The sequence below is a fragment of the Aquisalimonas sp. 2447 genome (assembly GCF_012044895.1).
Taxonomy (GTDB): Bacteria; Pseudomonadota; Gammaproteobacteria; order Nitrococcales; family Aquisalimonadaceae; genus Aquisalimonas.
In genome coordinates this window covers 3,292,783-3,317,047 of the sequence record NZ_CP050695.1, presented here as the reverse complement: position 1 = coordinate 3,317,047, position 24,265 = coordinate 3,292,783, and the positions used below count along the sequence as shown (strand labels likewise).

The window sequence follows — 24,265 nt, the reverse complement described above, 5'->3', positions numbered from 1 at the left end:
CAAGCGGACGTGCTTGCTGGTAAACTTGGCGCATGCGCGGCAGGCGGCATTACTGCCTCGCCTGTTTTCCTTAGTGTTGGACCACCGATCAGAGTTCCCATGACCGAATCCCTGGAACTGCAAGGCACCATTCCGGAAACCGCCGCCGGCACACGCCTGGACCGCGCCCTGGCGGATCTGTTTCCGGATTACTCCCGCAGCCGCCTGCAGCAGTGGCTGAAGGAGGGCGCGGTGACCGTGGACGGGCAGGCCCGGCGCGGACGCGATCGCATCAGTGGTGGTGAGCAGGTGCGCGTATCGGCAACGCCGGCACCGGAGTTCCAGGACCTGGCCCCCGAGCCCATCAGCCTGGATGTGGTGTACGAGGACGAGGACCTGCTGGTGGTGAACAAGCCCGCCGGCCTGGTGGTGCACCCGGGCGCGGGGAACGCTGACGGCACCATGCAGAATGCACTGCTGCACCGGCATCCGCACCTGGAGCGCATCCCGCGCTGCGGGATCGTGCACCGCATCGACAAGGGCACCACCGGGCTCATGGTAGTGGCGCTGTCCGACAAGGCGCACACGGCGCTCACCAACCAGCTGCAGGACAAGACCGTGGGCCGCGAGTACGAGGCGCTGGTGGCCGGCACCTTCACCGCCGGCGGCACCATCAACGAGCCCATTGCCCGTCACCCCCGGGATCGTAAGCGCATGGCGGTGGTGGCGAACGGTCGTCCGGCGGTGACCCACTACCGGCTGCTGGAGCGCTTCAGCGCGCACACCCTGTTGCGGGTGTTCCTCGAGACGGGGCGCACACATCAGATCCGCGTGCACATGGCTTACTCGCAGCATCCCCTGGTCGGCGATCCCGTCTACGGTTTGCGCCCGCGGTTGCCTCGGGGTGCCGACGATACGGTGCGTGAGGCGCTGGCGGGCCTGGGGCGGCAGGCCTTGCACGCGGCGAAGCTGGTGCTGCAGCATCCACGCACCGAGGAGCGCATGGCCTGGGAGGTGCCCCGGCCCGCCGACATGGACCATGTCCTGGACGTACTACGTGCCCACGATGAGCGCATGACCCAATGAACAGCGCCTGGATTCATCCGGACTGGCCGGCCCCCCTGGCCGTGCGCAGTATCTCCACCACGCGGCTGCACGGCTTCAGCGAGCCGCCTTACAGCAGCCTCAACCTCGGGCGCCGTACCGGCGATGACCCGGATGCCGTGGCCCACAATCACCGCTATCTGGTGGAGGCCGCCGGCCTGCCGGGCGACGTGGTGTGGCTGCAGCAGGTCCACGGCACCCGCGTGGTGGCCGCCCACGACGCCGAGCCGGCACCCGAAGCGGACGCCGTGTGGACGGACCGTCGCAGCCTGCCCTGCGGGATTCTCACTGCCGATTGTCTGCCGGTCCTGTTCTGTGATCGCCAGGGCACCCGTGTTGCCGCGGCGCACGCCGGCTGGCGGGGTCTGGCCGGCGGTGTGCTGGAGGCGACCCTGGATGCGCTGGCGGTGCCCGGCAAGGACGTCATCGCCTGGCTGGGACCGGCCATCGGCCCCCGCTGTTTCGAAGTGGGTGACGAGGTCCGCGCGGCGTTCCTGGACATGGACCGTGGCGCCACGGAGGCCTTCCGCCAGGGCCGCCCCGGGCACTGGTACGCCGATCTCTACCAACTCGCGACGCGGCGCCTGCAGGCACATGGCGTTGACCACATCCACGGCGGCGGCTTCTGCACCCACACCGACCGCGAACGGTTCTTCTCCTTCCGCCGTGACGGCGAGACCGGGCGGATGGGCACCGTGATCTGGCTGGAGTAGGCCGCCCAGGCCCCGCTAACCGCAATGAGCTCCTGTAGAGCTCTTGTAGGGCGGACCTTCAGGTCCGCCGTGAGAAGACATGCAAGCCAAGGAGGCGCGTCGGAGCCCGGTTGGCGGACCTGAAGGTCCGCCCTACGGACGGGAACGGGTAGTGCCGGTTTTCGTAGGGTGCATCTTGATGCACCGTTGACCGACCCTGGTCAATGAATCCGCCGCCGTCACAGGTCCCGCAGGTAGAATGCCATCTGCTCGTCCGGCTCCCGTCCCAGGACTTTCATGCGTCCGGTCTGGTTCAGGATTAGCACGCCCACCGCTTGCGCCACGCCGCCCATGCAGCGCATTTCCGGTTGCTCATGGCCGCTGGTGCGCAGGGCATCGGTCATGATGCGGTAAACGGACTGCAGGCTGCGGTTGAGGCTGTGGTTGAGATCGCGGGTCAGTCCCACCGGCCGTGCCCCCTGGAAGAGGTACAGCCCGAGGCTGAGTTCCAGGGGGTGGTCACGGTAGTAGTCGTAGAACGCCCGCAGACCGGCGCGGCCCTTGTCCTCGGTGCTGGCCTCGTGGATCGCCTGCCGGATGCTGGCGTAGAGCGCATGGAGCGATTGCGCCAGCACTTCTGCGTACAGCGATTCCTTGCCGCCGAAGTGCGGGTAAATCGCCCCGGTGGTGCAGCCCGCCTCGCGGGCAATCAGGCGCATGGATGCGCCTGCAAGCCCCCGCGCCTCGAAGACCCGCGCGGCTGCTTCGACAATGGACTGGCGCTTGTCCTCCGGCGGCGTATCGGCGTACCGGCGCCCGGCGCTGTCCATCGTATCCCCGGCGCTACCGGGGGTCGTGATTGAATGGTTGGTTTTTGGTCCAGTCATAACATCCCTGATCGCGTTCCTGTACGGCCTGTTTCCAGCCGACCTCTTCAGCCCGGCGTTTGAAGTTGATCCCCTCCGGCGAATGCCGGGTGATGCCGTCGAAGACCGTGGCCATCATCTGCGTGGTCTCCAGGCCCATGTTCTCGTAGGCCTGGTTGATGACCAGCTTCTGCATCATCAACTGATTGATGGGGATGGTCACCATGCGCTCGGCCAGCGCCTCGGCTTCCGCGTCCAGTGTAGCCGATGGAACGGCACGGTAAATGAGTCCGAGCCGTTCCGCCTCGCTGCCGGTGATGCGATCCCCGGTGAGCAGCATGCGCTTGGCCCGCTCGGCGCCCAGGCGGTAGACCCACATGGCGGTGGTGGGGCAGCCCCAGACGCGGGTGGGCATGTAGCCGATCTCGGCGGTGTCTTCCATGAGCACGATGTCGGAACACAGCGCAATGTCGGATCCGCCGGCCACGGCAAAGCCGTGAATCTTGCAGATCACCGGCCGGTAGGAGCGCCAAAGGCTCATGAACAGCTCCGTGTTGCCCTTCATGAACTGGTAGTCCTGCATGGGATCCCAGGGCATGTCCTGGGTGATGTTGCCGGTCCCGTTGGCCTCGGCGTAGTACGCAAGGTCGTAGCCGGCACAGAAGGCGCGGCCCGCACCGGCGAGCATGATCACATGCACGTCGCGGTCGCCATTGGCCCGGGCCACCGCGTCGGCGAGCTCCCGGGGGAGTTCATCGTCAATGGCGTTGAGCACGTCCGGGCGGTTCAGGGTGATGCGGGCGATGCGGCCGTCTTTTTCGTAGAGAACGCGGGGCATGGCTGATGAGGCTCCCTGTTGTCGATCATGTCGTAACCATGGCGGCGCTGGTTACGCGTGAATCCTCCATCAATATAACACCGTTATTTCAGATTTCCAGCTCTCGCGTTGCCCCGGATTCGTACAACGGGCGTGTAGGGCGGACCCGTACGGCGGAGCGTCGACTTGTAGGGCGGACCTTCAGGTCCGCCGTTTCCAGATATTCAAGCCAGGATGGCTCATCAAAGCCAGCTCGGCGGACCTGAAGGTCCGCCCTACGGTCCACCCTACGTCCTAGTACGTGCCCTCTATCGCCCCGGTCAGCTCCGCCGTTTTCTCCGGACGCGGTGCGGACCACTGGCGCAGTTCCTCGGCGGTCTCCTCCATCCAGCGCCGGGTGGCTTCAACCTGATTGAAGGTGTTGACGTGGAAGCCGGCCAGCCCGGGTGCCTGCGGTGTGTCGAAGGTGGGTGCCAGCGTCCGCACCAGATCGTCCGGCTGGTAGACGCTGCTGCCGAAAAGCCGGGACGCCAGGCCCCCCTGGCGGCGCAGCACCCGGGTGGAGGCGCCGAGGCCGATGCGCACCGCCAGGCCCAGAAGCCGGGTGCGATCGATCACCCCGGGCAGGCCCACGTACACCGGCAGATCCATGCCCAACTCGCGCTGCTGGCCCAGCCAGCCCAGGATGGCGTTGGCATCGAAACAGATCTGCGTGACGGCATAGTCGGCCAGGGCGCCCTTGGCCAGGAACGCCGCCTGCATCTCTTTCCCGGGGATGCTGGCGTGGGGTTCCGGGTACCCCGGCACGCCGATGCGTGGAGGGCGTCGTCCGCTGTCGTGAATGGCACGGAGCAGTTCCAGGCCGCCTCTGAACGGCCCCGCCGCCTCGGCGGCATCGCCGCCGACGATGAAGGCCTCCCGCAAGCCCGCCCCAGAGAGGCGATCGAGGATCTCGCGCAGCTCGCCATGATCACGGATCAGGCGCGCAGCCACATGGGGTACGGCATCGTAGCCCTCAGTGGCAAGGGTTTCGGCGGCGTCCAGCGTGGTCCCGATGCCGTGCTTGGGTGAGCAGGTCACCGTGATGGTCGCACCAGTGGGCAGCGTGCGCGCCTGCTCCATCATGCCGCTGATGGGAATGAGCTCGTAGCGCGGGCGGGCCACGGCGTCGCAGCCCCGCAGTGTGTCCTGGTGTGTTGCTGTTGCCGTCTGCCCCATGGTCGTACCCTCTGGCTATCCCGTTGCACCGAACCCGTGGAGGCCGGTTTGCACGGGCGAGAGTAGCCCCCGGCAGGCGCCGTGGAGGCTCTCCGGGCGACGGCGAGTTGCGTGTGCGCGCCAGCGGGGAGGCCGGAGTCGCCGCCGGGAAAGCGGAGGTCGTGCCTGCTGTCGCAGACGAGCAAGCCGGCGTCGCTGCCGGGCAGCGCCCCGTCGTCACGCTTCCACTACTGTAGGTTCGAGGAGTGGCCGGTTAAGGCCGCATCCACGGAGTGCAGACAGCAATCCCGGGAGGCAGCGATGGCGATGGTGAACAGTGAGTCGGTGCAACGCGATCCGGGGACCGGCGAGTGCATGCTGGACGGCATGGCGGTGTTGATGTTGCCGCGGGAGGAGATGGCCCGGTTGCAGGGCGCGGCCACCGGCGGCGTTGCCGAGGCCGCCTGGCAGTCGGCCGCCCGCCGGTCGGCGGCGGAGTGGTGCCGCCAGGAGGCCAGCCGGAGCCCGGCGGAGCCGGCGACCATCGTCGCACGCTACCTTGACAGCCTGTCCCGGCGTGGCTGGGGCCGTTTCGAGGTGATTTACTGCCGGCCGTCGGACTGCGGCGCCGCCGTGCGCGTCTACAATTCACCGTTCGCCGCCGCCGCGACCCGGCCGGAGCACAGTTGCCGGACCTTCGTGGCCTGGCTGGAAGGGGCCATGAACTGGGCTTGCGACGATCCCGATCTGGCCGCCATAGCCGAGGAGCGTCAGTGCGCCGCCGCGGGGGCGGAGGCGTGCGAATTCGTGGTGCGTCCGTCGGTGATCTGCGACGACGATTGAGGTGGGGCGCTTTGATCGGCAGCCGTTGGCGGTGCATCAAGATGCACCCTACGGGTGCCCCGGCCGGGAGCCGTGCCGGTTTTCGTAGGGTGCATCTTGATGCACCGTTGAACCGGCCGCGGCTCTGCAATGAATCGCGGCTGAAGCCGCTCCCACGGGGGCCTACGATCCCACGGAACCCCTGTGATTCCAGGCCGCGGCGGCCGGCCCAGCCCACGTAGGGCGGACCTTCAGGTCCGCCGATCAGACCTTGATGAGCCACCTTGGCTTGCATGTCTGGCAACGGCGGACCTGAAGGTCCGCCCTACGATCCGCCCTACCATTCGATGAGGTTCGCCCCGCGGTCCGCGCGACAGGCCGCTCTACGATTCCAGGCCGCGCCGTCCGGCCCAGTCGCGGGCGAACTGCCAGGCCACGCGGCCGCTGCGGGAGCCCCGCTCGAGGGCGAAGCGCAGGGCGTCTTCCCGCACGTCCTCCAGCGCGTCGCGGACGCCGAAGCGCTCCAGCCAGCTCTGCACGATGGTCAGGTAGGCATCCTGGTCGAAGGGGTGGAATGACACCCACAGACCAAAGCGCTCCGACAGCGAAATCTTCTCCTCCACCGCTTCGCCGTGGTGGATCTCGCCGTCCACGTTGCGCGCCTCCTCGTTCTCTGTCAGGTACTCCGGCATCAGGTGGCGGCGATTGGAAGTAGCGTAGATCAGGACGTTGTCCGGGGCCACGCTCACGGAGCCGTCCAGCATGGCCTTGAGGGCCTTGTAGCTGGGGTCGTCGGCCTCGAAGGAGAGGTCGTCGCAGAAGACGATGAACCGCTCCGGCCGGTGGCGGAGCAGTCCTGCCAGGTCGGGGAGGTCCACCAGATCGGCCTTGTCCATCTCCACCAGGCGCAGGCCGTCGCTGGCATGGGCGTGAAGCAGCGCCTTGATCAGGGAGGACTTGCCGGTTCCCCGGGAGCCCCAGAGCAGGGCGTTGTTGGCGGGCAGGCCGGCAACAAACTGGCGGGTGTTGCGCTCCAGCAGCGCCTTCTGCCGGTCCACATTGCGCAGTGCGTCCATGTCCACGGCATGGGGCTCGGCGACCGGGGCCAGGAAGCCCGCGCCCAACCGGCGGCGCCAGTGGAACGCAATCGCTGTCTCCCAGGCCGGTTCCGCCTGCGCCGGTGGCAGCAGGGGCTCCACCCGGTCCAGCAGGCGTTCGGCACGCTGCAGGAGTCGGTCCAGCTGGCTCATGTCACCAGTCCAGGTCGTCGGGGATCGGGAACTCCTCGTAGAGCGCGTCATCCTCGTCACTCTGCGCCGCGGTGACCAGCGCCACGAACAGCGATGGCTCCCTCTCCTGCAGGCGCGGCACCACGTCCGCCGGCACCACGTGGAAGCGGCCCTTGCGCTCGACGATGCCCAGTGCGCCGGCACTGAGCTTTTTCTGCTGCTCCTTGGTGACCTCGATCTTGCGCACCTTGCCGTCCTTGGTGAAATGGAACGCAATGGTGCCGTCGCGGGTGGACACGGCATGGTCGCGCAGCAGGTCTTCCACCTGCGCGGCGGCGGACTTCTTCTGCTTGTCCGCCTCCCGCTGCTGGTTCAGCGCGCGGTCCCGTTCGGCCTTTTCCTGGCGGGCGCGCACGACCTCCTGTTGGCGCTCTGCCGCCTGCGGATCGGCCTGGCCCTTCCTGCCCTTGGCCTTGTGCTGCTTGCGCTGGGCGCGCTTTTCCTTGTCCGCCTGCTTGGCCTTTTTCTCGTCCGCCAGCCCCGTTTTCAGGAGCTGGTCGCGCAGGGAGTTGCTCATTACCCGGTCCCGTGTTTTCGCAGTTGAATTGCCATGATAGTGAACCTTTCAGCAAGGATTGTCAGGCCTCCGGAGCCTTCTCCTTGCCCCCGCCACGGCCGCTGCCGCCGCGGTTGATCTTCAGGCCCACCTTGGTGATGCGGCCACCCTCCATGTCGCGGACCACGAACTCCATGTTGTTGAGCTTGACCCGGTCGCCCACCACGGCGCGCTGCTTGAACAGCCGCAGCAGGTACTGTCCGAGGGTCTCCTGCGCGTGCGTCTGGTCCGGAATGGTGACGCCGTAGGCACTGGACAGCGCCGCCAGGGGCGTGTCGCCGTTGAGCACGAAGTCGCCGAAGAAGGCGTGCTCTTCCAGACGCGCCGGCCCGTGGGGCGCCACCAGGACGCGGTCCACCGAGGGCAGGGATTCGGGGGGTGCCAGCACGTACAGGTAATCCTCCGCGCGCAGGATTTCGTCGTGGAACTCCGGCATCAGCCGGCCGCCGCGAATCAGCGCCACCACCTGGCTGTCCTGGGGCATCCGCAGCCGCCGTACCAGCTTGTACAGGGCCGGACTGTCCGAGGTGAGATGGTAGCCCACCAGCTCGTACTCCGGCTGCCCCGGCAGGTCCAGCTCCAGCCGGTGCACCACCCGCGAGCGCGGTGGCACGTCCAGTTCCATCCAGCGGGCAATGGGCGCCACCGTCCACCCCTGCAGCACCAGGGACAGCAGCACCACGAAGAAGGCGATGTTGAAGTAGGCGCCGGCATCCTCGACGCCGGCGATGAACGGGAATAGACCAAGCAGGATGGGCACCGCACCCCGCAGACCCACCCAGCCGATGAATGCCTGCTCCTTCAGCGGGAAGCGGAACGGCAGCAGCGAGATGAACACCGCCACCGGTCGTGCCACCAGCAGCAGCACCGCAAAGACAACCAGCGCCTGGGGGGCGACGTCGATGAGGTGCGACGGGGTGATCAGCAGCCCCAGCATCAGGAACATGATGATCTGTGCCAGCCACGCCATGCCGTCGTGGAAGCGGCGGATGTTCTGGGAACTCTGGATGCGCCGATTGCCGAGGACAATGCCTGCCAGGTACACGGCGAGAAAGCCGCTGCCGCCGAGCACCGACGACAGGCCGAACACCACCAGCGCCCCGGAGATGGCCAGCAGCGGGTACAGGCCGGGGGTCAGCGGTACCCGGTTGACACCGTAGGCCAGCGCGAAGCCACCGGCCAGGCCGATGGCGGCACCCAGGCCCATCTGCTGGGCGAACTCCAGGGCCAGGCCCAGGCCGATGCTCTCATGCTGGCCGAGGATCAGCTCGATGAAGGCCACCGTGAGGAAGATGGCCATGGGGTCGTTGCTGCCGGATTCGATCTCCAGCGTCGCGCCGATGCGCTCCTTGAGTTCCAGCCCGTGGGCGTGGAGCAGGTAGAACACCGCCGCGGCGTCCGTGGAGCCGACGATGGCGCCGATGAGCAGTGCCACCAGCAGCGGCAGCTCGAACACCCACGCCGTGATCAGCCCGGTGATGGTCACGGTCAGCACCACGCCCACCGTGGCCAGCACCACGGCGGGGCGCAGACCGACCCGGAAGCTGGCGACCCGGGTGCGCAGACCGCCGTCGAACAGGATCACGGCCAGCGCCAGGCTGCCAATCAGGTGGGCTGTCTGGAAGTCGTCGAACACCAGCCCGCCCGGGCCTTCCTCGCCCATGAGCATGCCGATGATCAGGAACACCAGCAGCAGTGGTGCACCGATACGACTGGAGATCACGCTCGCCAGGATGCTGGCAATAAACAGCAGCCCGCCGAAGAGGATGATCTGGTGGGTAAGGTCCAAGCGCGTCCCCCGAATGCCCGCGTCGAAACATGTGTCAGCCCCGCATTATACAGACGAAGCAAGAGGCGTGCCGCGAGGCCGGGCTAACACAGAAACGCCCGCCGAAGGGCGGGCGTTGGCGGGACATAGTCCGGCTGACAGTCAGTTGCTGGTGGCGCGCTGCTTCTTCGCCGAGCCGCTGCTGCTGCTCGCGTTGCTGGCCGGGTCGTCCGTGGTGGTGCGGGTGGCCACGTTGGTGGCCTGGTCAGTGACTTCCTTGGCTGCCTGCTTCGCCTGCTCGCTGGCAGTGGTCACGCTCTTCTGGGTGAGCTTCTGCATATCTTCGGCGAAGCCGCGGTTGATCTTCACCAGCTGATTGATGTCGGTGGTGAGCTGCTCACCCAGCGACTTGGTGACCTCGGTCTGCTTGCTGACGTAGGCCTGCAGGCTCTGGGGATCCTTGATCTCCGCCATGGCGCGCAGGGTGCCGAGGCTCAGCTCGGAGTAGTGCTTCATGGCTTCCATCTGGAAATCGGCGACCTTGGCGAAGTGATCCAGCACCTTGCCCTGGGCCTCGCGGACGGGATTCAGTGCCTGTGCCATCTGGCTGCTGGTCTTCTCGAACATCTCTGTGTACATGGTCCATCTCCTCGCGTCTGGGTGAAAGAGTCCTTCTCTTTCTGCGCTGCAGCATAGTTCAATAACAGCGTCTCCGCAAGGGAATAAAAATGTTGTATCTCAATTACTTGGAATTTTGGTCGGGCAGTGCTGGAGGTGACGCTGTTACCGGCTCCGGGAGCCCATCACCGCCCGGCGTCCGTCCGGGAGGGGGCGCTGGGATCAGACGGAGGGCACTGTCAGTGCGGCCACGCCGGTGAGCAGGCTGACCACGACGATGGCGGTCAGCAGCATGCGCAGCCACCCGAACCAGGGGGCGAGGGCCAGGCGCCAGTCCAGCGCCATCTGCCCGACAAAGCCGGCGGCCAGCAGGGCCAGCCCGGGGATCGCCGGCAGCAGGACCGCGACCCAGCCCAGCAGCGACGGCACCACGCTGATGGCAAACATGCGTCCATCGCCCTGCGGGTCGCGCAGCGCCAGCCCCCAGTGGATGCCACCAAGAAAGGAGAGGATGACGGCGCCGTAACCGGTGAGTGCGGCGAGTGCCAGCGCGTGGTTGCCGTCGCTCTGCCACCAGAGCAGCATGGCCAGGGCAACGAACGGCAGTGCACCGGCCAGGCCGAGACCGGTGGCAATTCGCCGGGTGCGGGAGTCCAGATGGTCGCCGGCGCGTTCGCTCAACGTCATTCCCGGCGGCTGGCGGCCATGGTCAGCGAGACGGAATCGGCGAAGCGCAGCGCGTGGGGCTTGTCCACTTCCACCTGGACGCTGTCCACGGCCTGGTGTCCGAGCACCAGCTTGATGACGTCATGTACCAGTTTCTCCAGCAGCAGGAAGCGGTTGTCCTCCACCAGCTCGATCACCTGTTTGGTGATGGTACGGTAGTTCAGCGCGTCGTCCGGGGAATCGGAGGCGGCCGCGCGCAGGGCGTCGTAATCGATGGTGATGTTGATCACCACGTCCTGGCGTTTCTGCTGCTCTTCCTCGTTCAGCCCCACGAAGGTGCGCAGGCGCAGGTTCTTGATGCGGATGCGCGAACTCTCGACCCGGGCCGGACCCGGCTCCAGCACCTCTTCGGCCACACTCATGGCTTCTCCTAGCTCTTGATGAGCTGCAGGAACTCGTTGCGGGTGGATTGCGATTCCCGGAACGTGCCCAGCATCACCGAGGTGGTCATGCTGGAGTTCTGCTTGCCGACGCCGCGCATCATCATGCACATGTGGCGGGCGTTCAGGTTCACGGCCACGCCCTTGGCGTTGGTCACGCTCATGACGGCGTCGGCGATCTCCTTGGTCATGTTCTCCTGGATCTGGAAGCGCCGGGCGAACATGTCGATGATGCGGGCGATCTTGGACAGGCCGATGACCTTGCCATCGGGAATGTAGGCCACATTGGCGCTGCCGATGAACGGCAGCAGGTGGTGCTCGCACAGCGAGTAGAACTCGATGTCCCGGACGATGACCATCTCGTCGTTGTCCGACGGGAAGATGGCGCCGTTGACCAGTTCTTCCAGGTTCTGGTTGTAGCCCTCGGTGAGGTAGGCGAAAGCCTGGGCGGCCCGCGCCGGGGTCTTCTGCAGACCGTCCCGCGAGACATCCTCGCCCACGGCGCGGATGATGCGGTCAAAGGAATCGGTCATGTCGTCGAGATTCATGGGGTTCTCCGGCCCGTCCGCTGCGTCGGGAATCTTGTACAACAAATGTATAGTTTATGTAAACCAAAAACTACACCGGAAGGTCCAGCCGCTGCAGTCCCAGTTCATCCAGAGGGCAGGGGCGCTCCACGTGGTACCCCTGTACGTAGTCCAGCCCCAGTTCCCGGGCCTGCTGATAGACGTCCTCTGTCTCCACGAATTCCGCCACGGTGAGTTTGCCCAGGTGGTGGGCCAGATCGTGGACCGATTGCACCACGTTGCGATCCGCCGCATTGCGGTCCATGTCGCGAATGAACGCGCCATCGATCTTGAGGATGTCGGCAGGCAGATTCTTCAGATCCGTATAGGATGACAGCCCGCCGCCGAAATCGTCCAGCGCGAAGCGGCAGCCCAGATCCTTCAGCGCCAGCAGCAGGTCCGCGGTCAGCCCGAGGTTGGCTGTGGCCGCCGTCTCGGTGAGCTCGAAACAGATCTTGCTGGCCTGCACCCGGTGGGTCTGCAGCGTTTGCCGCAACCACTGGGCAAAGTCCACGTCCGCCAGGGTCTGGGCGGAGAGGTTGATGCACAGCGCGTCCACCTCGTCCAGCCGTCCGGGGTTGGCGGCGCACCAGGCAAAGGTCTCGCGGATGACCCAGCGATCCACCGCCGGCATGCGGCCGAAGCGCTCAGCGGCGGGGATGAATTCCTGTGGCCGGATGGTGTTCTGCGGGTCGCCGGCACTGGCGATGAGCACCTCGTAGAGGGGCGCGCGGCCCCGGGTCAGCGGCTCGATGCGCTGGCAGGAAAGCTCCAGGCGTTGCGACTCCAGCGCCCGGTCCACGCGGGCAACCTGCTCGACATTGCTGCGCAGGTCGGCTGCTTCCAGATCCTGCGCGTCGGTGACGTGGCAGCGGTTGCCACCCTGCTCACGGGCGGTGGTGCAGGCGTTCTCCAGATCCCGCAGCACGTCGCTGACGCCGTGGGTCTCCGGCGAGAAGGTGAGCACGCCGACGCTGACACTCAGGCTGGTGCCGTGGCCGTCCACCTGCGGCCGCCAGTCGCGGATGGCATGCCGTTGCTCCTCGGCGAAGGCCTCGCCGGCCTCGCCCTCGACCCCGCGCATGAGCACGGCGAATTCGTCTCCCCCCGTGCGTGCCACCACGCCCTGCGCAGGCAGGGCGTCCTGGAGTCGCTGACCAAGCTGGCGCAGTATTTCGTCGCCACCGCGGTGTCCCAGGGTATTGTTGACCAGTTTGAAGTCGTCCAGGGAGAAAAGGCAGGCGGTGGCGTGGTTCACCTTGCGGCCCCGGGCGTGCTCCAGCACGTGGCGGATGCGCCGTTCGAAGGTGCGCCGGTTCAGCAGCCCGGTGAGATCATCGTGGGTCGCCTGGTGCACGAGCTGGCGGTTGAGCCCTTCCAGCATCTCCTGCCAGCGTCGCTCGGTGGCGGGCAGGTCCAGGTTGCTGGCGGTGGTGGCACGCCCCTCGCCGAACGCATGGGCCAGCGCCTCGAGGCCGAGATCCTCGGCTTTGCGGCCGCCTTCGTCGACGAACACGAAGCGGGATCGGCGGCGATCCGTCCACGCCAGCCGCCGCGGCTTGGGCAGGCCCTGCTCGTCACGGAAAATCACCCAGGCCCCCGGGGTGAGGAGCTTTGCCTGCCCCAGCCATTCGTCCGGAAGATCGGGGACTTCGGGATGCTGTTGCGGGGTCAGCGGTTCGGACTGCGGCGGCACGCTGTCGCGTCCATCGCCGGTGACCCAGTACGCCAGCCCGTCCACGGCGTGGCCGCTGTCCCGGGAGGGACGGCCGAGGCGGTCCAGGTGGTGGCGCAGGTATTCCAGCAGCCGCTGTGGCTGTTTCATGCCGTGGCGTCTGCCATCCTGACCGCCCAGGGCGCGAACCAGCAGGTCCACGGCGCGCAGGCCGCGTTCCCAGGTGTCGCCCTCCTTGCCATCGCGCAGGTAGGTCAGCACCAGGTGGTGCTGCCAGCCGCTGTCCAGGAGGTTCTGCACGGGCTCCGGAATCCGGCTGCCGCCGAGCTGCGCCGCGAGGTTGTCCTGGACCTGGCGGCGCGCCTCATCCAGGCGCTCCGAGCCCTCATAGCGTTCCCGCAGCCTCTCGACGTTGGCGCTGACCCGTCGCTGCGGGTTGTCAGTGAGTTTGGCCAGGGAATCACAGGCTTCCACCAGGGTGTCGGGCTCGTCGGCGTCCCGGTTCACCGTGGCCAGGATCTCGTCGATGGCCCCGCGCATGGCTTGCCGTTGGCTCTCGTCCAGCGAGCCCAGAATGTCAGCGGCCCGGTCCAGCTGGTCGATGAGTCGGTGCAGGCCGTGATCCCGCCGCGAGAGGAAGCTGCCGTCGTTGAGTTCCAGGCGCAGCGCCGCAGGTGCCAGGGCATTGACCCAGGTGCGCAGCTGGTCCGCCTGATCGCCGGTTCGCTGAACGCCGGTGATCCAGGTCTCCAGCAGGTCCACGGACTCGGCGGTGGCGGCGTCCAGGGCCGGCGCGCCGGCCTCCCGTAGCCGGCTTTCCACCTGTTCGCGCATGCCTGCCTGGTCGGCAGCCGGTGGCTGGATGGTCGCCGCTGCCTCGATCATGGCCTCCCGACTCGGTGCCGGGCCCGCGGCCCGGGGGGCGGACGCCTCGGTCTCCGCTCCCGGGCTCGCGTCCATACCGGAACCCTTGCTCCGCTGGCGCTGGAACAGCGAGCGCACACTGTCCATCAGCGAGCCGAAACCGGCACCGCCGGGGCGGTCCTGCGTGGTGGCGGCCGTGGCTGCATTGCCGTCGCTCTGCTCGCTTCGGGCGTCACCCGTTCGCTGTTCTTCGCTGCGGACGTTGGTGATGGTGTGGCGCTCCTCCTCCAGGTCCGGGAGCACGTTCCGCTCCCGCAGCCGGGTGTTGAGCGTGTCGTAGAGCACCCCGCTCTGCTGCAGCACGGTCTTGCCGAACGCCTGATAGACCACCTTGCGCGTCTGCAGCGTGAGCTTCAGAGAGTCCATGCGGCGACTGACGAAGTAGCAGAGGGCGGCCGGGGAAACCGGGTTCCGTTCTTCCTCGATGCGCACCCCCGCCGCCCGGGAAAGGCGCCGGTGCAGGAACCGGAGGCGCGCCCTGCTGCGGCTCTCGGCACGGGTGATCAGCTCCGAGCGCGCCAGCCAGTCCTCGAAGTCGGCGTCGTCCACCAGTGCCAGTTGCCCCTGCTGGCTGTCGTTTCCCGGAATGGCGAACTGGCCGAGCTCCCTCCAGGCGGCTTCTGCGTCGGCGAGAAAGGCACTGCGCAGCTCCTGGGAACGGGACTGAAGTCGCTTGCGGGCGTTGAAGAAGTCCGATTGCTCGGCGGGCGTGGTCGCCTTGTCGGAGGCCGTCAGCAACCGGGCTTCCGCCTGGGTAATGAAGGTGTCCAGGCTGTGGCCCAGGTAGTCCTGGATCAGCGGCAGGCACTCCCCGAGGATGCGCCGGAACTCCTCGCGTTCCCGGTTGCCCAGGGGGGCTGGCTCGTTGGCTGCATCGTCATCGCCGGCGCTGACCTGGCCGGCGCTGACCGCCATCAGCCCGGTGACCATTGCCGGAGCCGGCTGGTGGAAGCTCAGGCCCAGTCCCGTGGCGGTGACATGGGCGGCGCGGGCGCGCACGCGCTGGTCGCGACCGTTGAAGGGGTCGCGCATGTGCAGGATGACCGTTTTTCCGGGGTTGATGATCTGCTTCAGGCTCGCTGCGGCGGTGCGGCTCGCCGCGACCAGGAACAGGCCGCCCTCGCAGAAATCGCGGATCTCCATGGCCAGGGCCGCGCCGGCGGGGTCACGCACTTCCGCGTCCCACCGCACCTCGTGCCGTGTGAACGCCCGCTTTTCCGCACCCATGTCACCTCCGCTTGGCAGCCCTGTCGGCCTCCTTCCCACTACCGGGCTGCAACCGCTCCTGCCTGTCCCGCCGCCCGCCGCCGTTCAGGCAGCAGCCCCGCATCTACGTTGCTGAGCCAGAGTATATAGGACGTGAACCGGTTGTTCAGTGCCAGTGGTGGTCACCGCGAGGCCCGTGTGCGTGCGGCGGCACGCTCCAGCAGTAGTACAATCCCGGGTTGTTCCACGTGCGGGGGCGCCAATGATGCAGCATGGGCAGGAGGATCGCTGGCAGTTCTGGATCGATCGGGGCGGCACGTTCACCGACGTGATCGGCCGCAGGCCGGACGGCGCCATGGTCATGCACAAGGTGCTCTCCGAGCACCCGGAGCGCTACCGGGACGCGGCGCTGCAGGGCATCCGCGACCTCCTGGGATTGCAACCGGACGACCCCGTGCCGGCGCAGCGGCTGGAATCGGTGAAAATGGGCACCACCGTGGCCACCAACGCCCTGCTGGAGCGCAAGGGTGAGCCCACCGTGCTGGTTACCACCCAGGGGTTTGCCGACGCCCTGCGTATCGGTTACCAGAGCCGTCCGGATATCTTCGCCCTGGACATTCGCCTGCCCGAACAGCTTTACCGGCGGGTCGTGGAAGTCGACGAGCGCACGGCCGCCGACGGTACAGTGCTTGCCGCACCGGATCCGGAGCAGGTGCGTGCCGCCCTGGATGAGGCGCGACAGGCCGGCTGCACGGCCTGTGCCATCGCCTTCATGCACGGGTACCGGTACACCGCCCACGAGGAACAGGTGGCCGCGATTGCGCGGGAGGCGGGGTTCGAGCAGGTCAGCGTCTCCCACCGGGTGAGCCCGCTCATGCGCCTGGTGGGGCGGGGCGACACCACGGTGGTGGACGCCTACCTCTCGCCCATCCTCAAGCGCTACGCCGAACAGGTGGCGGCAGAGCTGGGCGACACGCGCCTGATGTTCATGAAAAGCGACGGCGGGCTCACCGACGCGCGCTGGTTCGAGGGCAAGGATGCCATTCTCTCGGGCCCCGCCGGGGGCATTGTCGGCTGCGTGCGCACCGCGCGCATGGCGGGTTTCGAGCAGGTCATCGGCTTCGACATGGGCGGCACGTCCACGGATGTGGCCCATTACAACGGCGAGTTCGAGCGCAGTTTCGAGACCGTCATCGGCGGCGTGCGCATGCGCGTGCCCATGATGCGCATCCACACCGTCGCCGCCGGTGGCGGCTCGCGCCTCGGGTTCGACGGCAGCCGCTATCGTGTCGGCCCGGAGTCCGCCGGGGCGGACCCGGGGCCGGCCTGTTACCGCCGTGGCGGGCCGCTCACGGTCACCGACTGCAACGTCATGCTCGGGCGGCTGCAGCCGGCGTTCTTCCCGCGGGTGTTCGGTCCGGACGGTGACGAGCCGCTGGATGCCGAGGTCACCCGCGAGGCCTTCCGCGAGCTCACCGAGCGCATCCACCGCGAGACCGGCGATCGCCGCAGCCCGGAGGAGGTGGCCGAGGGCTACCTGCGCATTGCCGTGGAGAACATGGCCAATGCCATCAAGCAGATCTCCGTGCAGCGTGGCCACGACGTCACCGGCTACACCCTGAACTGCTTCGGCGGCGCCGGCGGCCAGCACGCCTGCCGGGTCGCCGAGGCCCTGGGTATGGCGCGGGTGCTGATCCACCCGTTCGCCGGGGTGCTGTCCGCCTACGGTATGGGCCTGGCGGATCTCACCACAATGCGGGAGCTGGCGGTGGACGAGCCGCTGCAGGCCGACACCCTGGAGCGGCTGGCGCCGCGCCTGGAACAGGCCGAGCAGGAGGGCCGGGAAGAGCTGCTGGCCCAGGGCGCGCCGGCCGGCGGGCTCCACGCCGTGCACAAGCTGCAGCTCCGCTACGAGGGCACCGATACCGCCCTGCTGGTAGACCACGGCAATGCCGAGGAGGTGCGGGCGGATTTCGAAACCATGCACCGCATCCGCTTCGGCTTCACCATGCCGGACAAACGGGTGATGATCGCCGCCGCGGTGATCGAGGTCATCGGCGGCGATGGCGCGCTCAGCAGTGAGCCGGAGCGGTCGCCCCGTGCTGCGGGAGAGCGCCTGGATACCCTGGGGCACGTGGAGGCGTGGATGGAGGGTGCCCGGCGCACCGTGCCCGTCTACGACCGGGAGACCCTCGCCCCCGGCGATCGCATTGACGGCCCGGCCATCATCCGCGATCCGGTGTCCACCATTGTGGTGGAGCCGCGCTGGTCGTTGCGGGTGAACCCGTACGGCCACTTGCTGCTGGACCGCGATGCTGCCACGGCGGCACCCGGCGTCGGCACCGAAGCCGATCCGGTGATGCTGGAGGTGTTCAACAACCTGTTCATGAACGTCGCCGAGCAGATGGGCGTCACACTCGAGAACACCGCCCAGTCCGCCAACATCAAGGAGCGGCTGGACTTCTCCTGCGCCGTGTTCGACGCCGACGGCGGTCTGGTGGCCAATGCCCCCCACGTGCCGGTGCACCTGGGTTCCATGGGCGAGAGCGTGCGCGCCATCATCGCCGCCCGGCAGGGGACCATGCAGCCCGGCGACGTGTTCATGCTGAATGACCCGTACCAGGGCGGCACGCACCTGCCGGACATCACCGTGGTCACGCCGGTGTTCGACGACGCCGGCCGGGAGATCATCTTCTACGTCGCCAGCCGCGCGCACCATGCCGATGTGGGCGGTCTCACGCCCGGCTCCATGCCGCCCCACAGCCGGCACATCGACGACGAGGGCGTGCTGATCACCAACGTGCAGGTGCTCGACGCCGGCGAACTGCAGGAGCAGGCCCTGCGGGATCTGTTCGCCAGCGGTCCGCACCCCGCCCGCAATATCGAGCAGAACCTCAGCGATCTGCGCGCGCAGATCGCCGCCAACAACCGCGGCGCCAATGAACTCCGGGGGCTGGTTACCCAGTACGGCCTGGACGTGGTGCACGCCTACATGGCCCACGTCCAGGCCAACGCCGCCGAGCAGGTGCGCCGGGTGCTGGACGTGCTCGCTGACGGCACCTGGGAGAAGCGCCTGGACAGCGGCGCCGTGGTGCGGGTGACCATCCGCGTGGACCGCGACAGCCGCTCGGCGGTGGTGGATTTCACCGGCTCCAGCCCCCAGCAGGACAGCAACTTCAACGCGCCCCGCGCCGTGACCCGGGCGGCGGTGCTGTACGTGCTGCGGACCCTGGTCCAGGACACCATTCCGCTGAACGACGGCTGCCTGGCGCCCATCGAGCTGGTGATTCCGGACGGCTCCATGCTCAGCCCGCGCCACCCGGCCGCCGTGGTGGCCGGCAACGTGGAGGTGAGCCAGGTGGTCACCGACGCGTTGTATGCGGCCCTGGGGGTGATGGCCAACAGCCAGGGCACCATGAACAACGTCACCTTCGGCAACGATGCCCATCAGCACTACGAGACCCTGTGCGGCGGCGCCGGCGCCGGCGCCGGTGACGGTTTCCACGGCGCCAGTGCCGTGCACGTGCACATGACCAACAGCCGGCTCACCGATCCGGAGGTGCTGGAGACGCGCTTCCCGGTGCGGCTTGACGGCTTCGCCGTGCGCCACGGGGCCGGTGGCGACGGCCAGTGGCGCGGCGGCGACGGCGTCGAGCGCCGCCTGCGCTTCCTTGAGCCCATGACCGTGGCGGTGCTGGCCAACAGCCGCAGGGAAGCACCGGCGGGCATTCAAGGCGGCGGTGACGGCGCCTGCGGCGAGCAGTTCGTGGAGCGCGCCAGCGGCGGGCGCGAGGAGCTGGGCGGCACCGACCGGGCCGAGATGGACACCGACGACGTGTTCGTGATCCGCACCCCCGGCGGCGGCGGCTACGGCACCCCGTAGGAGCGGCGCCAGCCGCGGTCAGGCCTTAGAGGGCCGTAGGGCGGACCTTCAGGTCCGCCGAACCAAGACATGCAAGCCGAGGCGGCCTATCGAAGTTCGCTCGGCGGACCTGAAGGTCCGCCCTACGGCCTACAGCCCGGCTCCGGATTCCGTGGGAGCGTCGTGCGTCGCGAAGCCCGTGTAGGGTGGACCTTCAGGTCCACCATTGCAGGCGTCGATCCGGCCGCCCTGGCGTGCAGGCCCGGGGAAGGCGGACGTGGACGTCCGGCCTACGGCCCCTGCCGGATCGCCTGGTACGCCTCCAGCGCCTGCTGCCGCGAGACCTTCAGGTCAACGATCGGCTCCGGGTAGTCGTGCCCGAGGCGAATCCCGGCGCGGTTGAGCTCCCCCGCCGGCGCCTGCCAGGGCGCGTGAATGTGCTTCGCCGGCAGCCCTGCCAGCTCCGGCACCCAGCGCCGCACGTAGTCACCCTCGGGATCGAAGCGTTCCCCCTGGCGTACCGGATTGAAGATGCGGAAATACGGCGCGGCGTCGGCGCCGCAGCCCTGGATCCACTGCCAGCCCATACCGTTGCTGGCGAGGTCGGCGTCCACCAGCGTGTCCCAGAACCACGCCTCGCCCCGCTGCCAGGGAATGCGCAGGTTCTTGGTCAGCAGTGACCCCACCACCATGCGCAGGCGGTTGTGCATCCAGCCGGTGGCCCAGAGCTCGCGCATGCCGGCGTCGACAATGGGAATCCCGGTGCGCCCTGTCTGCCAGGCCAGTAGTGGTTCGTCCGGCTGTTCGCGCCACGGGAAGGCGCGGAAGCGCGTGTCCAGGGGATCCTCGGGCATGTCCGGGTAATGGAACAGCAGGTGATGGGCGAACTCCCGCCAGCCGATTTCGCTGAGAAAACTTTCGGCATCGTCCGTGGGGGCGCTGCCGTCGCCAAGGCGCTCCTCCACGGCGGCGTAGATTTGCCGCGGGCTGATATCACCGGCATGCAGGTGCGGCGACAGCCCCGAGGTGCCGTCCACGGCCGGCCAATCCCGGTTGGTGTCGTAACCGTGCAGGCGCTGATCGAGGAAACGGGACAGCCGGTCCATTGCCCCCTGTTCTCCCGGCTGCCAGTAGTCGTAAAAGCCGCGGTCCCAGGCGATGGATGGCAGCAGGTTCAGGGCGTCGATACTCTCGCCGGCGGGGATCTCGGCGGGCGCCGACATGGCGGGCACTGGCTGCGGCCGGGGTGCGCCAGTCCGGCGCAGGGCACGCCAGAAGGGCGTGAACGCCTTGTAATGACCGCCGTCCTGCTTGCGGATCTCCCAGGGCTCGAAGAGCAGGGCGCCGTTGTGGCTGGTCACGTCCACGTCATCGTCGCGCAGAGCCTGCTTGATGTGCCGGTCCCGGGCGATGGCGGCGGGCTCGTAGAGGCGATTCCAGGCCACGTGCCGCGCGCCGGTGAGCCGGATCAGGTCGCGCAGGGTGGTCAGGCTGTCGTCGGTGCGCAGCACCAGCAGTGGCAGGTTGTGGGCGGCCAGTGCGTCCCGCAGGTTGGCGAGGCTGTGGTGGAGCCACCAGCGGCTGGCCGCTCCGGGTGCCCAGCTGCCCTCTTCGGCGGGGGCGTGGAGGTAGACCGGGAGCACCGGGCCGGCGGTTGCGGCGGCGATCAGTGCCGGGTTGTCGGCGAGACGCAGGTCACGCCGGAACCACATGATCGCCCCGCTCATGCGGTGGCATGTCCGGGGGTACTGTAGTGGCTGTTCAGTGCACCGATAATCTCGCGGCTGTCACCGGTGACGCTGGTGGCCGTCGAGTCGGCGTCCAGGGCCTGGCCGTCGCCGGCGACGAACACAGGCACGTCAAGTGCGTCGGGAATCGCCAGGTTGTCGTCGCTACTGCTCCAGAGCAGCAGCGCTTCCGCGCCGCTGTCCTGCAGTGCGCTGGTCAGGGAGTTACCGGCGACGCCACAGAGCACCAGGGGGCGGTAGCCCTGGTCCATGGCCTCCAGGGCCAGCAGCATGAGGGCGACGTCGTCATGGCACCCCCAGGGTGTTGCCAGCATCAGACGTGGGCCCGAGGCGCGCCGGACTCTGTGACGGAAGCGAACCCCCAGCACCGTGCGCAACCAGGCACAGGTGAAGGCGCCGGTGGCGCTGCCGGAGCGGGCGGCGTGGCGCCGGTACAAGGGCTCCAGGAGGTGGTGCTGCACCTGACTCGCCGGGAACAGGGACAGTGCTTCTTCGTAGACGTCGTCCAGCGCCTGTTCGTCGAAGACGCTGATGGCGGTGTTCATCCGCTCCAGGTGGTTGCTCCAGACGTCCTGATGCGGTTCGGCGGCGGCTGTGGCGTCGGTCTGCACGCCGCCTTCGCCCTGCTCGAGCACCTGTCGGGCCTGGCTGATGGGAATGCCGCGCTCCATGAGCACGAGGATCTGCTTGATGCGGTCGATGTCCCGCTCGGTGTAGAGCCTGTGCCCCTTGGGCGTGCGTTGGGGGCGAATCAGCCCGTAGCGTCGTTCCCACGCTCGCAGCGTTACCGGGTTGACGCCGGTCATGGCCGAGATGGTGCGGATGGGATAGAGACCCTTGCTCAACTGTGTCACTCCTTGTGCGCGGGTGCCGCCGCGATCAACCTGTATAGTTATTGTATCAGTTCGTATTCCGTATGTTTGCGATTGCTTGCAATCAGTAACAGCGTTCCAGGGTCTGGAAGTGAAGGGTGTAGGGGCTACCCTCGCCGGGCGGCTGGTGTTCGTCCTGGATGCTGGTCCACTGTTCGGCGTCAATGTCGGGGAAGAAGGTGTCGCCGTCAATACCGGCGTGGACCCAGGTCAGGTAGAGGCGGTCCGCTCTGGGCAGGAACAGTCGGTAGATCTCGGCGCCGCCGATGATCATGATCTCGTCGGCGTCGCCGGCCGCCGCCAGTGCGTCTTCGGCGCTGCCGACGATCTCGCAGCCTGGTGCCTGGAACCCGGGTTGGCGGGTCATGACGATGTTCTGCCGCTCGGGCAGGGGGCGGCCGATGGACAGGTAGTTCTTCCGGCCCATGACGATCGGCTTGCCGCGGGTGGTGCGCTTGAAGTGGCGCAGGTCGTCGGGAATGCGCCAGGGAAGGTCGTTGTCGCGGCCGATGACGTGGTCGGGGGTGAGGGCGGCGATGAGTGAGATCATGGTGAATATCCGCTCAGCTGTGTGCGTGGGTCGGCCTCAACAAGGGGCACGGTGTCGATCGGGTGCGCCGGTCATGGACCGTCTCCAGCCATGGATGGCTGGAGTCGAGCCTACATGGACGTACTTGCGGCGTGTCCATGACCGGCGTACCCGATCGACACCCGGTGAAGGATGCCGAAGTGTCTTTTCAGGGCACGAATCCGGACGCGCGTCTAGATAAACAACGGGGCTGTGTGCCGTGCCCCCCTGGACCTCTCGGGCCTGCAAGTGGGTTTCGGGCGGGTAATCCGGTCACGGACACGCCGTGAATACGTCCATGTAGGCTCGACTGCGGCCGTCCTGGCCGCAGACGGTCCGTGACCGGATCACCCGCCCGAAACCTGTGCCTGTTCTCCGATGCCGTCACCTTCGATCCGGGTCTTGTGCCGGCGATCACACCGCCACCGGCGCCTTGATGTGCGGCTCCGGGTCGTAGCCCTCCAGCGTGAAATCATCAAAGGTGAACGCGAACAGATCGTCCACCGCCGGGTTCAGGTGCATGGTGGGCAGCGGGTGCGGCGTGCGCTGCAGTTGCCTGTCCGCCTGCTCCAGGTGATTCAGGTACAGGTGCGCGTCGCCCAGGGTGTGGATGAACTCGCCGGGGCGCAGGCCGGTGACCTGGGCGATCATCAGGGTCAGCAGTGCGTAGGAGGCGATGTTGAACGGTACCCCCAGGAAGATGTCCGCGCTGCGCTGGTAGAGCTGACAGCTCAGGCGGCCGTCGGCGACGTAGAACTGGAACAGGGCATGGCAGGGCGGCAGGGCCATGTCGTCCACTTCCGCGGGGTTCCAGGCGGTCACCATGAGTCGCCGGGAGTCCGGGTTGCGGCGGATCTGCTCCAGCAGGCGGCTGATCTGGTCGATGCGCTCGCCGTCGGGCGTGGGCCAGGAGCGCCACTGTACGCCGTAGACCGGGCCCAGGTCGCCGTTCTCGTCCGCCCACTCATCCCAGATGCTCACGCCGTGGCGCTTGAGATAGGCGATGTTGCTGTCACCGCTGAGGAACCACAGGAGCTCGTGGATCACCGATTTCAGGTGGATTTTCTTGGTGGTCACCAGCGGGAAGCCATCAGTCAGGTCGAAGCGCATCTGGTGGCCGAACACGGACAGGGTGCCGGTGCCTGTGCGGTCGTCCTTGCGGTGGCCGTGGTCGCGGACATGGCGCATGAGGTCGAGATACTGCCGCATGGCGCGCTCCGTTCAGTTGGCCGCCGGGCGGCGGTAGGCCAGGACCATCAGCGCGGCACCGAGCAGGATCATCGGTGTCGACAGGACCTGCCCCATGGTGAGCCAGTCGAAGGCCAGGTAGCCGAGTTGTTCATCAGGCAGACGCACGAACTCGACGATGAACCGGAAGCCGCCATAGAGCACCAGGAACAGCCCGGAGGCGGCCATGGTGGGGCGCGGCTTGCGGGTGAACAGCCACAGGGCGATGAACAGCACCACGCCTTCCAGCAGGAACTGGTAGAGCTGGCTGGGGTGGCGCGGGTCGGGGCCCATGGGCGGGTAGACCATGGCCCAGGGGGCCTCGCTCACCCGCCCCCAGAGTTCGCCGTTGATGAAGTTGCCGATACGCCCGGCGCCGAGGCCGATGGGCACCAGCGGTGCGGCGAAATCGGTCAGGCGGAAGAAGCCGCAGCCGGTGCGTTTGCCGAACAGCCACAGCGCCGCCAGCACGCCCAGGAAGCCGCCGTGGAAGCTCATGCCGCCTTCCCAGATGCGGATGATGGCCAGCGGGTCGACGGTGAGCAGGGCCGGTTCGTAGAAGATGACGTAGCCGATACGCCCGCCGAGGATGGCGCCGATGGCGCCGAAGACGAGGACGTCTTCCATCTGCTGCGGGCGGATGGGGCTGTCGTCGCGCGCGGCGCGCCAGCGTCCGAGAAGCCAGGCGGCGCCGAAGCCGATGAGGTACATCAGGCCATACCAGTGCAGGGCGATGGGCCCGAGCTGGATGGCGACCGGGTCGATGTCGGGGTAGGTCAACATGGGTGATGATCTTACCTGAG

The 24,265-nt window shown here is 67.7% G+C and carries 20 protein-coding genes; 4 read left to right on the top strand and 16 right to left on the bottom strand.

The window, feature by feature from the left end; translation table 11 throughout:
* Positions 1–99: 99 nt before the first annotated feature.
* Together rluD and pgeF are read left to right on the top strand one after the other, a co-directional pair.
* Positions 100–1,065 (top strand): 23S rRNA pseudouridine(1911/1915/1917) synthase RluD, encoded by a 966-nt coding sequence (rluD, locus tag KU884_RS15705; protein WP_167783504.1) that lies wholly within the window; start codon positions 100–102, stop codon positions 1,063–1,065.
* Positions 1,062–1,796 carry a peptidoglycan editing factor PgeF gene (gene pgeF, locus KU884_RS15700; protein ID WP_167783503.1) on the top strand — a complete coding sequence of 245 codons (735 nt, stop codon included), beginning with the start codon at positions 1,062–1,064 and terminating at the stop codon, positions 1,794–1,796. The genes rluD and pgeF overlap by 4 nt, the downstream gene beginning before the upstream one ends.
* Positions 1,797–2,014: 218 nt before the next feature.
* Here pgeF and KU884_RS15695 read toward each other — a convergent pair whose 3' ends face one another.
* From KU884_RS15695 to KU884_RS15685, 3 genes are all read right to left on the bottom strand, one after another.
* A complete protein-coding gene (locus KU884_RS15695; protein ID WP_167783502.1) occupies positions 2,015–2,605 on the bottom strand; it encodes a TetR/AcrR family transcriptional regulator in 591 nt (196 codons plus the stop codon).
* Between the two features lie 13 nt (positions 2,606–2,618).
* A complete protein-coding gene (locus KU884_RS15690) occupies positions 2,619–3,479 on the bottom strand; it encodes a crotonase/enoyl-CoA hydratase family protein (RefSeq protein WP_167783501.1) in 861 nt (286 codons plus the stop codon).
* 273 nt (positions 3,480–3,752) lie between these two features.
* A complete protein-coding gene (locus KU884_RS15685; protein ID WP_167783500.1) occupies positions 3,753–4,676 on the bottom strand; it encodes a methylenetetrahydrofolate reductase in 924 nt (307 codons plus the stop codon).
* 300 nt (positions 4,677–4,976) lie between these two features.
* Between KU884_RS15685 and KU884_RS15680 the strand changes: the two genes are divergently transcribed.
* The gene (locus KU884_RS15680; protein ID WP_167783499.1) at positions 4,977–5,498 is read left to right on the top strand and encodes a DUF5943 domain-containing protein; all 522 of its coding nucleotides are present in this window, start codon (positions 4,977–4,979) and stop codon (positions 5,496–5,498) included.
* A gap of 362 nt (positions 5,499–5,860) precedes the next feature.
* Here KU884_RS15680 and KU884_RS15675 read toward each other — a convergent pair whose 3' ends face one another.
* From KU884_RS15675 to KU884_RS15640, 8 genes are all read right to left on the bottom strand, one after another.
* A complete protein-coding gene (locus KU884_RS15675) occupies positions 5,861–6,727 on the bottom strand; it encodes an ATP-binding protein (protein ID WP_167783498.1) in 867 nt (288 codons plus the stop codon).
* Between the two features lies 1 nt (position 6,728).
* A complete protein-coding gene (locus KU884_RS15670) occupies positions 6,729–7,283 on the bottom strand; it encodes a DUF2058 domain-containing protein (protein WP_167783497.1) in 555 nt (184 codons plus the stop codon).
* 61 nt (positions 7,284–7,344) lie between these two features.
* The gene (locus KU884_RS15665) at positions 7,345–9,111 is read right to left on the bottom strand and encodes a potassium/proton antiporter (RefSeq protein WP_167783496.1); all 1,767 of its coding nucleotides are present in this window, start codon (positions 9,109–9,111) and stop codon (positions 7,345–7,347) included.
* A gap of 141 nt (positions 9,112–9,252) precedes the next feature.
* The gene (locus KU884_RS15660) at positions 9,253–9,729 is read right to left on the bottom strand and encodes a phasin family protein (RefSeq protein WP_167783495.1); all 477 of its coding nucleotides are present in this window, start codon (positions 9,727–9,729) and stop codon (positions 9,253–9,255) included.
* A 201-nt stretch (positions 9,730–9,930) separates the two neighbouring features.
* A complete protein-coding gene (locus tag KU884_RS15655) occupies positions 9,931–10,389 on the bottom strand; it encodes a DUF3429 domain-containing protein (protein WP_167783494.1) in 459 nt (152 codons plus the stop codon).
* 2 nt (positions 10,390–10,391) lie between these two features.
* Complete coding sequence (gene folX, locus KU884_RS15650; RefSeq protein WP_167783493.1) at positions 10,392–10,796, bottom strand: dihydroneopterin triphosphate 2'-epimerase; 405 nt, start codon at positions 10,794–10,796, stop codon at positions 10,392–10,394.
* Positions 10,797–10,804: 8 nt separating this feature from the next.
* Positions 10,805–11,362 carry a GTP cyclohydrolase I FolE gene (gene folE / locus KU884_RS15645; RefSeq protein ID WP_167783492.1) on the bottom strand — a complete coding sequence of 186 codons (558 nt, stop codon included), beginning with the start codon at positions 11,360–11,362 and terminating at the stop codon, positions 10,805–10,807.
* 70 nt (positions 11,363–11,432) lie between these two features.
* Positions 11,433–15,206, bottom strand: coding sequence for a DUF1631 family protein (locus tag KU884_RS15640; RefSeq protein WP_167783491.1), 3,774 nt, complete (start codon positions 15,204–15,206; stop codon positions 11,433–11,435).
* 241 nt (positions 15,207–15,447) lie between these two features.
* Here KU884_RS15640 and KU884_RS15635 point away from each other — a divergent pair, with 241 nt between their 5' ends.
* Complete coding sequence (locus KU884_RS15635) at positions 15,448–19,068, top strand: hydantoinase B/oxoprolinase family protein (protein WP_217351386.1); 3,621 nt, start codon at positions 15,448–15,450, stop codon at positions 19,066–19,068.
* A gap of 269 nt (positions 19,069–19,337) precedes the next feature.
* Here the strand turns inward: KU884_RS15635 and KU884_RS15630 are convergent, their stop codons facing one another.
* The 5 genes from KU884_RS15630 to lgt all read right to left on the bottom strand — a co-directional run bounded on the left by KU884_RS15630 (position 19,338) and on the right by lgt (position 24,245).
* Positions 19,338–20,774: a deoxyribodipyrimidine photo-lyase gene (locus tag KU884_RS15630; RefSeq protein WP_167783490.1), complete on the bottom strand. Its 1,437-nt coding sequence runs from the start codon at positions 20,772–20,774 to the stop codon at positions 19,338–19,340.
* Positions 20,771–21,640, bottom strand: a complete 870-nt coding sequence (locus KU884_RS15625) for a MerR family transcriptional regulator (RefSeq protein WP_256368069.1) — start codon at positions 21,638–21,640, stop codon at positions 20,771–20,773. The genes KU884_RS15630 and KU884_RS15625 overlap by 4 nt, the downstream gene beginning before the upstream one ends.
* A gap of 91 nt (positions 21,641–21,731) precedes the next feature.
* Positions 21,732–22,217, bottom strand: a complete 486-nt coding sequence (folA, locus tag KU884_RS15620) for a type 3 dihydrofolate reductase (protein ID WP_167783489.1) — start codon at positions 22,215–22,217, stop codon at positions 21,732–21,734.
* A gap of 432 nt (positions 22,218–22,649) precedes the next feature.
* Positions 22,650–23,444: a thymidylate synthase gene (locus KU884_RS15615; protein WP_167783488.1), complete on the bottom strand. Its 795-nt coding sequence runs from the start codon at positions 23,442–23,444 to the stop codon at positions 22,650–22,652.
* Positions 23,445–23,456: 12 nt separating this feature from the next.
* Positions 23,457–24,245: a prolipoprotein diacylglyceryl transferase gene (gene lgt / locus KU884_RS15610; RefSeq protein ID WP_167783487.1), complete on the bottom strand. Its 789-nt coding sequence runs from the start codon at positions 24,243–24,245 to the stop codon at positions 23,457–23,459.
* Positions 24,246–24,265: the final 20 nt, after the last annotated feature.

What these genes read in the sequence shown, in the direction of transcription:
- KU884_RS15680 (WP_167783499.1), top strand. Translation starts at nt 4,977, where the DNA reads ATGGCGATGGTGAACAGTGAGTCGGTGCAACGCGATCCGGGGACCGGC.
- KU884_RS15660 (WP_167783495.1), bottom strand. Translation starts at nt 9,729, where the DNA reads ATGTACACAGAGATGTTCGAGAAGACCAGCAGCCAGATGGCACAGGCA.
- KU884_RS15695 (WP_167783502.1), bottom strand. Translation starts at nt 2,605, where the DNA reads ATGGACAGCGCCGGGCGCCGGTACGCCGATACGCCGCCGGAGGACAAG.
- pgeF (WP_167783503.1), top strand. Translation starts at nt 1,062, where the DNA reads ATGAACAGCGCCTGGATTCATCCGGACTGGCCGGCCCCCCTGGCCGTG.
- KU884_RS15690 (WP_167783501.1), bottom strand. Translation starts at nt 3,479, where the DNA reads ATGCCCCGCGTTCTCTACGAAAAAGACGGCCGCATCGCCCGCATCACC.
- folX (WP_167783493.1), bottom strand. Translation starts at nt 10,796, where the DNA reads ATGAGTGTGGCCGAAGAGGTGCTGGAGCCGGGTCCGGCCCGGGTCGAG.
- KU884_RS15615 (WP_167783488.1), bottom strand. Translation starts at nt 23,444, where the DNA reads ATGCGGCAGTATCTCGACCTCATGCGCCATGTCCGCGACCACGGCCAC.
- KU884_RS15670 (WP_167783497.1), bottom strand. Translation starts at nt 7,283, where the DNA reads ATGAGCAACTCCCTGCGCGACCAGCTCCTGAAAACGGGGCTGGCGGAC.
- KU884_RS15640 (WP_167783491.1), bottom strand. Translation starts at nt 15,206, where the DNA reads ATGGGTGCGGAAAAGCGGGCGTTCACACGGCACGAGGTGCGGTGGGAC.
- KU884_RS15635 (WP_217351386.1), top strand. Translation starts at nt 15,448, where the DNA reads ATGATGCAGCATGGGCAGGAGGATCGCTGGCAGTTCTGGATCGATCGG.
- rluD (WP_167783504.1), top strand. Translation starts at nt 100, where the DNA reads ATGACCGAATCCCTGGAACTGCAAGGCACCATTCCGGAAACCGCCGCC.
- folE (WP_167783492.1), bottom strand. Translation starts at nt 11,362, where the DNA reads ATGAATCTCGACGACATGACCGATTCCTTTGACCGCATCATCCGCGCC.
- lgt (WP_167783487.1), bottom strand. Translation starts at nt 24,245, where the DNA reads ATGTTGACCTACCCCGACATCGACCCGGTCGCCATCCAGCTCGGGCCC.
- KU884_RS15630 (WP_167783490.1), bottom strand. Translation starts at nt 20,774, where the DNA reads ATGAGCGGGGCGATCATGTGGTTCCGGCGTGACCTGCGTCTCGCCGAC.
- folA (WP_167783489.1), bottom strand. Translation starts at nt 22,217, where the DNA reads ATGATCTCACTCATCGCCGCCCTCACCCCCGACCACGTCATCGGCCGC.
- KU884_RS15685 (WP_167783500.1), bottom strand. Translation starts at nt 4,676, where the DNA reads ATGGGGCAGACGGCAACAGCAACACACCAGGACACACTGCGGGGCTGC.
- KU884_RS15675 (WP_167783498.1), bottom strand. Translation starts at nt 6,727, where the DNA reads ATGAGCCAGCTGGACCGACTCCTGCAGCGTGCCGAACGCCTGCTGGAC.